Source organism: Wolbachia endosymbiont of Culex quinquefasciatus Pel (genome assembly GCF_000073005.1).
Taxonomy (GTDB): domain Bacteria; phylum Pseudomonadota; class Alphaproteobacteria; order Rickettsiales; family Anaplasmataceae; genus Wolbachia.
Genome location: NC_010981.1, coordinates 489738 through 505156 on the forward strand (window position 1 = coordinate 489738; position 15419 = coordinate 505156).

9 protein-coding genes are annotated in these 15419 nt (G+C 32.2%); 4 read left to right on the forward strand and 5 right to left on the reverse strand.

What is annotated here, in order from left to right:
• Positions 1 to 84 precede the first annotated feature (84 nt).
• Positions 85 to 399, reverse strand: coding sequence for a hypothetical protein (locus tag WP_RS07675; protein ID WP_007301902.1), 315 nt, complete (start codon positions 397 to 399; stop codon positions 85 to 87).
• A gap of 26 nt (positions 400 to 425) precedes the next feature.
• Complete coding sequence (locus tag WP_RS07680) at positions 426 to 980, reverse strand: helix-turn-helix transcriptional regulator (protein WP_007301903.1); 555 nt, start codon at positions 978 to 980, stop codon at positions 426 to 428.
• Positions 981 to 1100: 120 nt separating this feature from the next.
• Between WP_RS07680 and WP_RS02245 the strand changes: the two genes are divergently transcribed.
• Positions 1101 to 2012: an Rpn family recombination-promoting nuclease/putative transposase gene (locus WP_RS02245; protein ID WP_007301904.1), complete on the forward strand. Its 912-nt coding sequence runs from the start codon at positions 1101 to 1103 to the stop codon at positions 2010 to 2012.
• Positions 2013 to 2017: 5 nt separating this feature from the next.
• On the opposite strand, the gene WP_RS02250 is transcribed toward WP_RS02245, so the two are convergent.
• Together WP_RS02250 and WP_RS02255 are read right to left on the reverse strand one after the other, a co-directional pair.
• Positions 2018 to 10006 (reverse strand): ankyrin repeat domain-containing protein, encoded by a 7989-nt coding sequence (locus WP_RS02250; RefSeq protein WP_012481838.1) that lies wholly within the window; start codon positions 10004 to 10006, stop codon positions 2018 to 2020.
• 99 nt (positions 10007 to 10105) lie between these two features.
• Complete coding sequence (locus WP_RS02255; protein ID WP_012481839.1) at positions 10106 to 10369, reverse strand: hypothetical protein; 264 nt, start codon at positions 10367 to 10369, stop codon at positions 10106 to 10108.
• A 792-nt stretch (positions 10370 to 11161) separates the two neighbouring features.
• On the opposite strand from WP_RS02255, the gene WP_RS02260 reads away from it, so the two are divergent.
• On the forward strand, positions 11162 to 11572 hold the full coding sequence (locus WP_RS02260) for a GNAT family N-acetyltransferase (protein ID WP_007301907.1): 411 nt from the start codon (positions 11162 to 11164) through the stop codon (positions 11570 to 11572).
• Positions 11573 to 11584: 12 nt separating this feature from the next.
• Positions 11585 to 12829 carry an MFS transporter gene (locus tag WP_RS02265; RefSeq protein ID WP_012481840.1) on the forward strand — a complete coding sequence of 415 codons (1245 nt, stop codon included), beginning with the start codon at positions 11585 to 11587 and terminating at the stop codon, positions 12827 to 12829.
• Between the two features lie 153 nt (positions 12830 to 12982).
• Here WP_RS02265 and ligA read toward each other — a convergent pair whose 3' ends face one another.
• Complete coding sequence (gene ligA, locus WP_RS02270; protein ID WP_007301909.1) at positions 12983 to 14938, reverse strand: NAD-dependent DNA ligase LigA; 1956 nt, start codon at positions 14936 to 14938, stop codon at positions 12983 to 12985.
• 154 nt (positions 14939 to 15092) lie between these two features.
• On the opposite strand from ligA, the gene WP_RS02275 reads away from it, so the two are divergent.
• The gene (locus WP_RS02275; protein WP_007301910.1) at positions 15093 to 15392 is read left to right on the forward strand and encodes a hypothetical protein; all 300 of its coding nucleotides are present in this window, start codon (positions 15093 to 15095) and stop codon (positions 15390 to 15392) included.
• Positions 15393 to 15419 lie beyond the last annotated feature (27 nt).

Consider the following 15419-nt stretch of genomic DNA (forward strand, 5'->3'; position numbering starts at 1 on the left):
TTTCAATCTTTTTTACTTATTTTTTCATTAATAGGTAAAGATATTAATATATATTTGTTTTCAAGTTATGTAAAAAGGTTGTTGTTAATCAATTATTTTAGAAATAACATCAGTAGAAAAGCCTAATTTAAGTAAATTATTTGTAACTTTCATTCCCTCTATTTTATCAATCTTCTCTTTGTAAATTTGCTTTCTTTGCAAGAAAAATTCTACCCATATGTCCAGTTCATCTCGTGATTCCTGATTGTCAATTTTTCTATATTCCCTCGCCAAACTTAATAAATCATTTTCTGCTTCACCATCTTCATAATTATCTTCTTCCTTTATCAGATCTTCAGCATTCACTGACAATTCTCTTTCTATCTCCCACAACCTTTCACTTAAAAGAGTCTTGTTCATAATGATGTATCTGTGAGGGCCCTACATTAAGCTTTTTTGCTTTGTGTATATCCTCTTATTATTCTCCACTTCTTGATCTCTTGTCCTCCGTTTGGCTCGTATCTCTCTTTATCAGCATATTCCTCAGTTGATAAGCCTGTTGCTCGATAGATAATCTCAGTATCAAACCCTGCCTTAACTAGATTCCTCGCAATTCTTATTCTTGCTGCTTTGATATTACTTTCCTTTTCAGCTTGAATAGATTGGGTCAAAGCATAAACCACCTTGCGTAATTCTCGCTCTCCTATTTGTATGTATCCTTGCATTAGATTATACATTGCTTGTTCCTTAGCTTTATCAAAACAGCTATTTTCTCTTAGCACCTTTCGTTTGGGAAATAGATTTCTAATAGGAATTGATAATGCCCCTGCTAATATTTTTAACTTTTCAATTGGAATGCCACATGTTCCTTGCTCATATCTTAGCAGCGTGTGGTAGTTTATGCTTGTTTTGTCTATTAAGACTTTCAGAGTATATTTTCTCTTTAACCTCCAGCTCCTTACTTTTTGTGCTATCTGATACCTTATTGAGATGTTTGCCATAAATATTATAGAGGTTAATACTACCAAATAAAGATATACAAAAACTTCTATGTTTGAATTTTAGTTGAATATTTCTTCACAATTGTGTATAATTATTAATGCTTTTTAAGTGGATTTCCTATGGCTCTTTCGAAGTTTCTCGATCCAAAATTAGACTTAACATTTAAGAAAATATTCGGTACTGAAAAAAATAAGAATATCCTTATCCACTTTTTGAATGATATTTTGGGGTTTACTGAAATAAATACTATACAAGAAGTTGAATTCCTTAGCACCATTATGGACCCTGAAATTGCCTCTGATAAGCAGAGTATTGTTGATGTTCTATGCAGAGATTCCACTGGGGCCAGGTACGTGATTGAGATGCAACTCGCTCGTGATAAAGGCTTCGAAAAACGGGCTCAATTATATGCTGCTAAGGCTTACTCGAGGCAGGCTGATAAAGGTGGTAAGTACATTGATTTAAAGAAGGTTTTCTTTATTGCTATTTCTAATTGTAATTTATTTCCTGATAAGCTTGATTATATATCTAGCCATACCATAAGAGATGAAAAAACTAACGAGCATGACTTAAAAGATTTTCAATTTATCTTCATTGAGCTGCCAAAGTTTCCTAAGAGTAGAGAAGAGCAGCTAGAAAATGTAGTAGATCGTTGGCTATTTTTCTTTAAATATGCAGAAGAAACAACGGATGAAGATTTAAGAAAAATAGCAGAAAAATCACCAATAATAAAATTAGCATATGATGAGCTAGATAAGTTTCATTGGAATGAGAAAGATCTTGTAGCTTATGAAGAAAGAGTAATGGATTTACAGAAAGAAGCTGCTATCTTGGAACAAAAACTCGATGATGCTAAACATGAAGGTAGACAAGAAGGCATCCAAATTGGCCATGAAAAAGGTAAAATTGAAGGTAAAATTGAAGTTGCAAAAAATTTACTTAAAGCTGGCATCTCTATTGACGTTGTATCGCAAACTACAGGTCTTTCTTTTGATGAGATCAAACAGTTACAGGCAGAAAAGACCTCATAGTTCCCTCAATTTATCGCTCTGCTTATTCCTCTAACTACTGATGTGCCATTTAAGAATGTATTCGGCTTTTTAGATAACTCTACTTTCCTTGAAACTTCCTGACTCAAGTCTTTAGAAGGCTTTTCTACTTTCTGTTGTAGCATGACTGTTTCTTTTTCCTCTTTTAAAGAGCTTTTCAAATGATCTAGAAACTTATCAGTTTGTTTAAATTCTGGACATGCTTCTTTTGCAAATGAATATAAGGTTTTTGCTATTTCAGAAAATTTTCCATTTATTATTTTTCCAATTATAGCTGATTGCACTACCACAGGATCAAAGTTTAGATTTGTTAGTGATATTCCTGATTTAATAGCAGTTTTATTTAACACTTTCTCAAATCCCTTTGTAATATTGAGTGCATATCCCTGTGCTTCTAGTGGAGATATAGACTGATCTGCTGTAGAAACATACTTCTGACCTGTAACTTTTCTAATGAGCATGTCAAGTAAAATTATCGTACCATTTACATCCATTTTTGCATCTACTTGTGAGATTGGACTTTTAGTACTTTCAGGTTTAGAACTTAATAATCCACTTATTGAGCTTTTTACCCAACCAAATAAATCATTTATCCATCCAGTTGGTCTTGTGCTACTACTTGTTGTACTCCGACGATGACGAGCTTGCTCTCTATGTCTACTATGCCTATGTCTGTGCGTTACAGGTTGATCAGACAACATCATAACTTCTGGATTGAAAACATCATTATAGACTTGATCCTTATGTTCTTTTTTCACAACATTCACATCTCTTGCCGTACTTATTTCTTCCTGATGCTCTTTTAGAATTATTTCCTTATCAGCAAACTTTATGAATAATGTTTTCATTCTCGGTGTTTCGTAGAACTTACTAAGTGTAATAGTGCAGAGATCATTCTTAGTAATAGTCAAGTCAAAAGCATTAGTTATCATTAGATCATTATCATTACTACGAACAAACTTATAATTTCCTCCTTTTCTCGGTGTAATAATTTCACTACCTTGTTCTATATCTTGATTCGTGACCACAATAATTTCCTTATCCCTTTCAAACATCAAAGGCTGTGGTTTCAAACTCCACTCATTATTATCAAGGTTGATTTTCATAGGAGCATTATCCACAATCACATGAGTTTTGTTATACCAATTAACCCCATCTTTTAATCTCACAGTACAATACTCATGTTTTCTCATCTTACTCACAGATGAATCTTCTGTTGGCTTCACTTCAACTACTGTTGCTTCTAATAACAAATCATTTGCAGATTTTAGAACTTTTAATTGAAAATTATCTTGATTTGAGAGTTCACCTCTTACCTGCCTTACTACATTTCTTAAGTCAATCGTATCTATTGAATTCTCCTCATCAACATCATGAATAATAACCTCAGTAGTTTCAGAATCAATTACATATACATTTTCACCACCGTTACCCACTAAATGACTCCTATACGCTGGATTGCTATGTATTACTTCATGATTTCCACTTCCTATTACCACTGTCTCATTACTTAAAACTGATTGTATAAAAAATGACATTTTACTTACTCTATTTGCTACAGGTAAATAGTCTCTTATCACCTCTTCACTAGACTTATCACTACTTTCTAGCATATACAAATTACCTTTATTCCCTATTCTTATCTCACCACTCTTTCCTAGTCTGTAAGCAGGATTTTCTGAATAAGAGATTGTGACATTAAATTCTTTATTTGACTCAACAAAATTGAATTTTACTTCATGTTCAGTTCTGTTAAAAACATTTATATATTTTACATCGATACTTTTTATATCAACTGCCTGATATGCAAACCAAAACGTGTTGTTTACATTAAATCTTTCAGGGCCATAGATAAAACTAACCTCAGCACTTCCACTGCTATTTAATGGTACTAGATAATCAAAGCTTCCTTTCAATGCTCGATTGTATACTGCCGTATTAGGCCTTACTACTATTTGCATTTGATAATCACAGCTATCATCTATTATGTTTATTCTATCTTTAATTTCTTCATTACCACTTTGACCATCTATCAGTCTTACATTACTATTACAACCATCACAGGAAACTGTTATTGTCTCTGCTTTATTTGCTCTTCCTATTACCTTATTTATTTCACATATTTTTAGCCAATTGTCTCTGAAATAGTCTGCTATCTCTCCTATCTCTAATTGAATGTTTAATTGCTCTTCCTGTAAAGCAAACAATGTTGTATCTAAAGTATTGATTCCACCTTCTCCAGATAGATGTCCCTTTATGTACTCTGCCTGTAAAACAAATATATCGTCTTTATTTCCTCCATAATATTCTTTAGAGCCATTATTCACTACAAAGATATTTGGACTATTTAAAAATCCTTTTGCGTAATCTTTACCTTCTCCGAGATTAATTAAAGTATGATCTCCTGTTTTATTTGCGAATATACCAATTGCATTTTCACATAGATATGATCCATAATCTGGTGCAGGCTCATCATTTCCCTGTGGTAAACAAAATACTCGACCTTCATTTAAATCATCGGGTCTTGCTCTGCTCCATCTTATACCCGTTCTTTTTCTATCAAGTAGTACTTTACTATCTAGTTTATCAGTAGTAGGAAAAACATAGCTTTGAATATCACTATGCTGTTTTAAATACCCAAGTCCTTGCTTAACTAACTGATTATAAAGTTGTTTTTTCTCCATGAGCTCTTCTATATATTGTTCGGGCTTCATACCTATAAACGCACGTAAACCTTCAACAAACTTCTCATCTCCAGTTAGATGAATAATCTGATCAATTTTATCAACTCTCTTTACTGCCATATAAATATCAGTGCCAACAAATACTACAGCGCCAATTGTAGCTCCAATAGGACCAGTAACACTTGATACTCCTTCCAGTACTCCAAAAGCTTCAGCAACTTCCACACCAATCTCTGCAGCGTCAACACCTAAGTAAATACTATCTCCTACTACACCAACTAGTGCCTCTTCTGTACCATTTTTAAATGCTTTTATCTGATTTACTAGATCATAGACAACAAAAGCAGAAGTACCGCGAGCAAGAAAAGGAGATGCTGCTTTTAAAGATTGACCAACTAATAATTTTCCCTCTTCAGCTAGTTTTAATCCTTTAAGAGATGCAGCTTCAGCAACTTTAGCAAATCCTTGACCACCGGCTATAAAACCAACATTGATTGCTACACCTTGATAATTACTATTTAAAAAGTCAGCGAGAACATTTTTAGCCATCATTCCGTGCATGGTCATGCCTGAGACTCTTCCCACTCTACTCAAATGATTCATGATTTTTTGATTGCTAATAAGCTTACTAACAAGACCTTGAGCATTACCTGTTTCACCTGCTAGTTGAATTAGCTGACTCTGCTTTCCCTCTGGCAAATCTTTAATGTAACTGACAAACCTTTCACTATCTATCTTAATCTTACTTAAATCTCTTTTCTTATCTTTCTCTTCATTGAATTCATCTACATCTTCCCACGTGAATAAACATTCACTTTCTGCTTCTCTTTTCTTTCTACCACTATCACTTGATAGGCATCTAACTGAATCATATTCTATATCTAACTCATCAGAACTGGAAGGAGTGAGATCTGAGTCGGGGTCAGGTTCTTTATTAAAAAGATGCTCAAAGTAAGCTTGCGAGTCATCACTATCAATTTCATCAGATGAGGAGTGATATTCCTCTGGGGCGTGAGATTCCTCATCCGAGGAAGGATTCTGCGAGTCACTATTAGAGAATCTTTCTTCAAAAAGTTCGCGTATTTGTTCACTTTCTGGATTATCGTAATCAAGGTAATAATCAGGTTCTTTACCATCTTCATTGGAAATGGACTTAGCATCTCGGTCTAAAAGCAAATATACGATATCATAGTTTCCATCTCTGCAAGCATAGTGTAAAGGAGTGTTTTTTCCTTTATCCTCGGCATCAACATCAGCACCTTTATCAATAAGAAAACTTACCATCTTTGCATTATTATCTCTAACAGCATGGTGTAAAGGAGTCATATCTTTTCCATCCGTAGCATTAACATCAACTTCTTTGTCAATAAGAAATTTTACTTTTTCCCACTTTTGTTCTTCAATAAGCCTGAACATATATGGTTCAAGAACATAATCACTCTCACCACCTTTATTTATAAGATACTCCACTATATTCCATTTGTCGTTTTCAGCGGCATTATCGAGAAGAGTTATACCATTTTTATCAGCTCCATTTAACATAAGGTGTTTTTGTTTGTCATCAATGGCATATTTCAACAACAAATCTGACATTTCAAATTCTTCAAGTTCTAGAGTTAGCTTGAAAGCATCATTATATTCACGTTTTCTTAATTTAATTCGCTCACTCGTAACTCTATTTTTCAATAAGTCCACTAACTCATTCACTTTACCTTCATAAATGGCATCAAAAAAATCTTCTATTATATCTTCTTCACCGATAGAAGTGTGTTCTATATCATAATTTTTACTTTTTATATTGATTAAATCATTTTTACTATTAGCTTTAACATTAAAACTTACTACCTGTACTTTTGCACGCATTTTCTGGATTAGAGACCTTAACCCACGTTCTATAAATGTGTCTGGCTCACTAGTACATATAGCAACTACTTCATTCTCTTGATAAGTGTTTCTATCCTTGCTTGCAATAGATATGGCAAGATCTAAATCTCGTTTATAAGCAAGACTAGTTTTTGCCAGAACTTTAATAATTTGGTTACTTTTCTTAGCAATATTTTGTTTACCTATGAACAGACCATGTATAACTGCCATTAAATTACTTTTAGTAGTCTTATCAATGTTACCTGCCTTATTTTTACTTATCTTACTCCAATCTTGATTTCCATCAACTAATGTAATTAATTCTCTTATAGGAAACAAAGCTTCATTTAGATTGTTAGTTAATTGTTCATCTTCTATAACTTTTAGTTCTACTTCTTTATTTAAATTAACATAATTTACACTTCCAAATTCTATAAGTTCACCATTATATTTTTGCTCATTTTTATACTCTTGAAAATTCCATTTTCTTATTTGTAACAGTTGAAGATATTTCTCTGTACTACTCTTTTCATCGAAAAATTTTTTTGTTTGTTCAGGATTTATCCCTATATCAATTTGATAAATATATCCAGAGTCACTTATAACTACTTTATCATTAAAAGTAACAGTCTTTTCCAATTTAATTAAAACTGACTCAACAACATTTAAAATTATGATTTGGTCTACGCCATCTCGTTGTAATAAAAAAGTAGTAAATTTTTCTTTATCTTTATATATAAAGGCAAATTTCCTCAACTTGTCGTTATTAGTTAAAATTTCCCCTAATATCAACCTACTTAAATAATTGGGATTACCATTTATCTTACCCATAGAAGGAATTGAATGATGCAAGCGTTCTAGCTCTTCCTTAATGATGTTATCTAGATCAGAATCATTGAGATTCTCTAATAGTAACGTTATAAGACCTTCTACTTTAGGTATATTATATCTTTTTGCTATTAACTCTGATTCTCCTAACCTAGTCTTGGATTTTTCAATCCAAAGGCTTGCACATGCTACTATAGCTTCATCAGAAAAAGTTCTCACATTAGAAAAAATATTGCTTTCTACTTCTTTCTTGACATCTGTAGTAGAAGCAGATTGGTCTACTTTTAATTCAACAATAACTGGAACAGCACCCAAATTCCTGTTTTTATATTCATCTTTACGTGAAATGAGAACCAAATCAGCACCACCTCCCCTACCAGAGGACCTTTCAGCATAGCAATTAAGGTAGTACTTAGATTTGAAATTTAATACTAAAGCACCATAAATAAAACCATGAAATCTACTTTCCTTATAACGATTATGATCATTTTTATTCCGTCCTGCTACTTTTGGAAAATGCTTTTTATTTTTTTTGCATACTTCAATAAAACCTTTAAAAAGTTCTTTTACACCTTCTTCCACTGCATTTATTTTTTTAGAAAGATTCTCCAGTGCGTTCTCAAATTTTGAACTATCGTCCTTATTCTGTAGCTCTATACTTTCAAACTCCTTAGCCTTATCTTGCAACTCTACTCCTTCAATCACATTTGCCTGGATTTTTTGTAAAGCTTTTTCTAAATCTTGTTTCGTCTTTTGGTCTTCTGATGTTCTTAGTACTCTTCCTGTATCTTTGCTTAAAGTTATATGAAAGATACGTGCATCTACTTTATAGGAATTTGCATCATCACCTGCTAAATTTAGTTTTTCAACTATCTCTTGAATATTATCATTACTGTAGTATTGACCACTCAAAGTCTTTACTCCATCAGCAATAATAGTCCTCAGCACTAATCGTCTATCTTGAGGATCTTTATTAATTTCAAAAAGTAATTTTATAATTTTACTTCCTTTATCCGTGAAATTTAAATTAAAGTGTACACTCTTAATACCAATTTTTGCTATCAACCTATCAGGAATGGTAATAGTTGAACCAAGGAAAAAATAGATAAAAAATTCATCATAGCTCGGTGCTGGATGGCCACTAGGAACCTCCTTGAGAAGTTTTTCAAAGCTATCATCAAACTCTTTAGTTACTTCAGATAAAAACATCTCAATTAACTCTGACCTAGGTTTCTTAGATCTTGTTCTTGTCTGCTGACCTGACGATTGTGAATCCTGTCCTATCTGACTTGAAGGTCCCGGTTCATTGTCAGCTCTTTTTGCTCTACCTTCTAGTGGATCTAGTTGCTGTTCTGCTATCTTAGGATGTTGAGCCTGACTCTCTGCTTGTTCACTAATATTTGGATCATTATTCTCTTCAGGATTAAAGTTACCAATATCCTGAATTAAAGAATAGCTTTTCTTATTTTCCACACCATAAACTTCTTCCCTAGAAACTTCTATAGCTTTTTCAATGTCTTTTTCGAGCCTACTGAGAAGTGGTACAAAATGCTTCTTGTAATTTACTATTCTTACAACCTTTTCATTACTATCTATATGTAACTGATCAAGATTCTCTCCTTCTATAAAAACTTCAGGGTCATCACTGCCTGGTGTAATTTTAGTTACTGTAATTTTTTGACCATTTTCTTCATTAGTAGAATAAAAATAAAGCACCACATCATACTTATTCGAAATCATTTGACCTTCAATTTCTGGTCTTTCCCATATAGCTGGAGAATCAGTTCCTTTAGCCATATTCTTAATGTCTTTTAAGTATTTACGAAAAGTCTCCCCTTTATTATTTTCTCTAGCATAATCTGCACAATCTTTTCTCAGTGATTTTACATTAAACCTTTCACTATTTTCGACCAGACCTTTATCCTTTAACTCATTCAAGCCTTGAGCTACGGAGTCAAAAAAACAATCTCCTGCTTTAAGTGCTACTCCTATTTTAAGGTCATCAGAGTAAGAACTTCTTAATTTATTTAATAAACCCTCAAGATTTCGTTTTTTTGACTGATCTTTTGCCTTATTTATCTCTTGAAAGATAGAAACAGGCTCTCTAGTTTGTAACTCTTTTAGAGTATCATCACTTCTAGGTTGTTGCTCGACCGAAGAAACTTGCTGATTAGAAGAACCTAACTCAGAATACTTTTGTAATTCTCCTATAATAATCTGATTGCCAGAGCGCACAGCAATATCTAGTGGTGTATCACCTTTGTTATTTTTAATCTTTGGATCTATATCAGGAACATTCAAAAGAAGTTCGACAATATCTTGATGTCCTTCGCTTACAGCAGCATGTAAGAATGTATCACCATCTTTATCTACATAATTAATGTCTACATCATTGAGTAAATCTTTAATATCATTTATTAAAGCAGGATAGTTTTTATATAGACTTATTAAAGAAAGTAATCGCAAATTATTATCGTTAGGATTATATTGCCGCCTTACTCTCAATTTAGGATGAAAAGATTTAGTGCTTTGTTCCGCATTTTGTTCTTCTTTTACCGGATCAGTCACTTCTGACTTTAGATAATCTCTTGCCTTCAGCATAAAACCCCCTGCCTGTATTTAAATGAAAATGTAATATTATACTAGATGTAGCTATATGCTAATAAATAAAATTGGCAATGCAAGTAATTTTTATGTGTATCATGATATTTTATTTTCACGCTGTTTTATTTTGTGTGAGCTTTTTGAAACTTTGTTTTCTAGCTCAATTTTTCCTTTTGTTATCAAATAAATTATTATTAATCTAGCAACGTATTTCACTAATAACTTAAGTAACATAGTCACTTTCAGCAACCAAAACTTCTGCCCGTGAGAAGTTTTTTCTTTGGAATCAGTTGGTCTACCATGTGATACATACGAACTTTTTATTATAGTGATTTTACTATACGCTAAAACTACCCACATTAGCTTACTTCAGCTAAATTCATATATGAACTAATCTGCCTAATTTTGTTGCAATAATTTTATGCTTTGATTTTTACAACCCTATTTTTAGACAGCTTGTTCTCACAAATGTACGTACTTTTTGCGTTTTCATAAAAAAGTAAATAATCGAATCCTGTGTAACGCTAATTCTATGGTATTTTGCTAAAATATTTTTTGAAACAATGGATTGACTTATGAGTAGAGTTGGCTATCTTACAGTTAATTAACATTAAGATATACTTATAATGGTTTATAAAAGCTCCTGGATCTTTTGTAAAAGACTTAATGATTATTGTACAGTCTTAGCAGAAGGCACAGTAGTATTTTCTAAGCAAAATAACAAACAAGTTCACACATAATTATTTTCTGCTGTTTAGAAATACTATAGTAGCCTTACAAACGCGAATTCTGGATTAGATCTTAGGTAAATTATTGAAAATCTTGACTCTTTTAACTAAGTCCGATCAAATTTAAAAATGGCAGTTTATTGCATGCCTCATACGGCTAAGCCACTGAAATTCTTGGATTTTACTAAATTGACTGGTAGCTTTAAGATACCTGCTGCTTAAATTTAGGTGCCCATTAATTTTTCTATCGTAAATGTTTAAATTATAAGCTATTGATATTCTTGCTCTTTTTTCATCCTTAATCCAGAATTCGGGTTATATCCTACTTTAAGGCAGCTAAATGATGAAAATAAAGGTGATATACGGCAAATAGCTGAGTTAAAAATAAAAGAATTTGAATGGCTAAAACAACAACTTATTTAACATGATATCTCAAACTATTAACCCTAAACAGTTATATAATTTAATTAATGAATTATATGTACATATTGATAACGAAGATACCTTTATAGCTAATTTTACGTCTTTATGCAATAATGGATATAAAGTTATTGGCAAATACGTAGATAATGATCTTATTGCTATTTTAGCGTATAGATTACTCTATAAGTTTGCGTTTGGAAAATATGTTTATGTCGATGATTTAGTAACTCTACCTGAGTATCGATCAAGAGGCTACGGGCACCAGCTAATTGAATGGCTCAAAGAAGAAAGTAAAAGAATTGGTTACCATCAAATTCACCTCGATGTAAGTATGAGTAATCATTTGGGTTCGAAATTTTATTTAAATAATGGCTTTCAAGCTAAAGCATATCACCTGTCATGTAAAGTTTAATAGTATTAAATTATGGTAAAAACAAATCGCTTGATTAGTAATACTAACTATATTAACTTAGTTATTGCTGACTTTATTTCCAGTTTAGGTGACTGGATGGTAATACCTATTATTGGCTCATTATTCTTTTATGATATTGGTTTATCATCACAAATGCTTGCTATTGTTGAAATTATTATTGCAGCTCCAAGCGTTTTTTTTGGATCAATTATAGGAGTATCTGTAGATAATAAAAATCCAATACCTATTTTGATTTATTCTGATATTTCTCGAGCAGTTTTATCAATTATTTTATATTTTTTAGCTTATCATTACGAAATAGTTTTGTTATTACTCTTTTTGGAGGGAATATGCCGTTGTTTTTTCTTACCTTCTAGGCAAATAGCCTTAAAAGTACTAGTTCTTAATGATCTATTACCAAAAGCATCAGGTTTTTTGCATACTTCAAGTCAACTTGCAAAAATTATTGGTCCAGCATTTGGTGGTTTGTTGATCTTGTATTGCAATATAAAATTTTTGTTTATTATCAATGCCTTAACTTTTCTAGCATCTGCATGCTTTATCAAAGCTATTAGTCTACCTATGAAAATTACAGAAACAAAATTGTCTAACAATAAGATTAGTAAATTGACTTTTATATATAAGAAACTAATAAATGTTGCCAGTACAATTAAAAACAATAAGCTTTTAAGAATTGTTATTATTAATAGTGCATTAAGGTTTGCCATAATATTTATATTCGATCTTTATATAATAGTTTTCAACAAATTTATGAATTTTAGTGCATCAATATATGCAATAGCAATAAGTGCTATAGGAATGGGCAGTGTTGTTGGTGCAGTAGTAGTTACTACTTACATTACGCGCTTTAGATACATACTGTTGATTTCTGCAGGGCAAACTCTTGGTGGATTATTATTATTCCTTTTAGGTTCATTAGCTTTTTATCATATAAATTTGTCTGTGTATTTTTATGTATTAATATGGTTTTTATTTGGAATAACGGGGGCGCTGATTAATGTACCATATGCTAGTCTATTACAGACAGAAGTTGACCAAAGTATAATAGGCTCAGTTTCTGCCTTTAGCGAATCTATTCAAAACTTTTTCATGATTATTTCTCCTTTGGTTGGTGCATTGCTAATCAGTTTTATTACAATTGATATAATGTTTTTATTAGTTGGCTTATTATTAGTGTTACTTGGACTATCATTAATAATGAATAATCAAAGATTGTTGCTAAGTAATTTTTTTTAATGTTAGTGCAGAACAGATCTTTTATGCTACCCTATAACCGATACAGGGAAAGTTTAGGGTTCTGTCGCATCTATAAATTGTATTAAATAAGAGTCTGATATTAGTTTTCAATTCTTCTATCAGTTAATTCATTCCCGTCAGATTAAGTTGTGTTTAGCACAATCTGTTCCACTGTTCTTCATCTAAAATTTCCACACCCAATTCCATTGCTTTTTTATATTTTGAACCTGGATCTTCTCCTGCAATTAAATAGTCAGTTTTAGTAGAAAGGCTTGAACTGATCTTTGCCCCTAAAACTTTAGCTCTTACTTTTGCCTCCCCTCTACTCATAGCACGTAGCTTACCAGTAAACACTATAATTTTGTTATTCAAAAAAGAATCGCTAGAGTTGGAGCTCACGGGAAGAATTTGCAGATATGCAGTAAGATCATTTAACATTTTAATGTTACGTTCCTGAGAAAAAAACGATTTTAAAGATTCAGCTACTTTTTCTCCTATACCATCTATACCTACCAACTCAACATCATTTGATGACATCGAATTATACCAGTTATCATAAGATACATAATAATTTGCGAGCAATTCTGCTACAACTTGGCCGATAAATCTGATACCCAAAGAAAATATGAACCTATCTAGAGAGATTACTCTTCTGCTTTGTATAGCACTTAATAGATTAGCTATTGACTTCTCGCCCCAACCATGATGCTCTTTTAAGGAAAACTCTTTTAATCTTTCCTCTAAAATAAAAATGTCTGGAATTTGTCTTATTAGTTCCAGATCATAAAAAAACTTTATTTGTTTTTCACCAAGGCCAACAATGTCAAATGCATCTTTTGACACAAAATGTTTTAGTTTTTCTACTATTTGAGCCTTGCAATTAAATTCTTCAGGACATCTTACTGCCACTCCTTCAATCTGCACTTTACTACCACATTCAGGACATATGTCAGGAAAAACAAATTCAGGCATATTTGTATGACGAGAACCTTCATCTACTTTGACAATTTGAGGAATTACATCTCCAGCTCTTTTAATTGTTACAACATCTCCTTCTCTTATATCTTTACGTTTTATCTCATCTTGGTTATGTAGACTTGCTCTGCTAACTAGCACTCCGCCAATATTAACTGGTACCAAATCTGCAACTGGAGTTAAAACCCCCGTTCTACCCACCTGTATAAATATTTTATTTAACTTTGTCTTCGCATAAATCGCAGAAAACTTATATGCAAGCGCTGAGCGTGGCGCTTTGTGTGTACTTCCCAGACGACTTTGTAGCACCAAATCATTCACTTTATAGACTATCCCATCGATATCATAATCCAAGTTATAACGACAATCATAGATCTCGTTATAGAACTTTAGCATTCCATTCAAACTACTTGTTAAGGAACGATGCTCATTTACGCAAAAACCAAGTTTCTCAAGTTTTTCTAGTACTTCACTTTGACTTTTCTCTATTCCACCAATTAAAGAATAAGCAAAATATCTAAGAGGCCTTTTTGCTGTAATGTTCGCATTCAATTGCTTTAAAGAACCAGCAGCTGCATTTCGAGGATTAGCGAATTCATTATTTTCATTTAACTTTAAAAAGTCGCTGTTACTGATATATATTTCACCCCTTACTTCTAGTCTTCCTTGCACATCTTGTAAAAACTTAGGAAAGCCTTTTATTGTTGCAACATTGTGAGTTACATCCTCTCCTACAAAACCGTCACCTCGAGTTGCAGCTTTAACAAATTTCCCATCTTCATAAATTGCAGAAAATGACAATCCATCAATTTTTGGCTCACATAATATCTCTATTTCATCTGCAATTAAAAATCTCTTTATTTTAGACAAAAATTTTTCTACACCTTGTTCATCATAAGCATTCTCAAGAGAAAGCATAGGTTCTTGATGTTCCACCTTAGAAAATCTCTCATCAGGCGGAGCACCAACACTATCTTGTGTTGCATAAGCTTCTGGCTCTATTGCAGCTAACTTTTTTTTCAGTTCATCATATTCAGCATCACTTATCTCTGGCTTACTTTTTTGATAATATAAGATATTATGATAATTAATTTGATTTTGCAGTTTTTCTCTCATCTTTTCCAAGTCAGTCATGATACCAATATAATGCTCTTTGCCGTCAAGTCATGAATTTTTTCAAAAGGTACTATAAATTTATACTACTGCCCTGAAAAGCAATACTAATATTAATATAATTTTTGTACTTGTATATTAATGTTAGTATAGTTTTTAAATTAAGGAGTACATTATGAAAGAATACAATTACAAAAATTTGGCTGACGAATCAAACTTCGGCTCTCAAGTGTATCGTGCAGGAATGTTTGATAAAATTCTTGGTATAAGCAAAACAGCAAAAGAAGCTGCGAATCAAGTAATATCTAAAATGGGTAACGATTTAAAACTAGAAGCTAGAAAAGCAGCTCAAGATGAAGTAAAAAAAATAGAAGGAAAAATGCTAACTTTAGCTGAAGAAAAAGCTAACAAAATAGCTAGCGCAAAAGCTAATCAAATAGAAAAAAAATATCGACTTCAATTGATAAGACAGTAAAGTCAGTAGAAGCAAACGCTGAAAAAG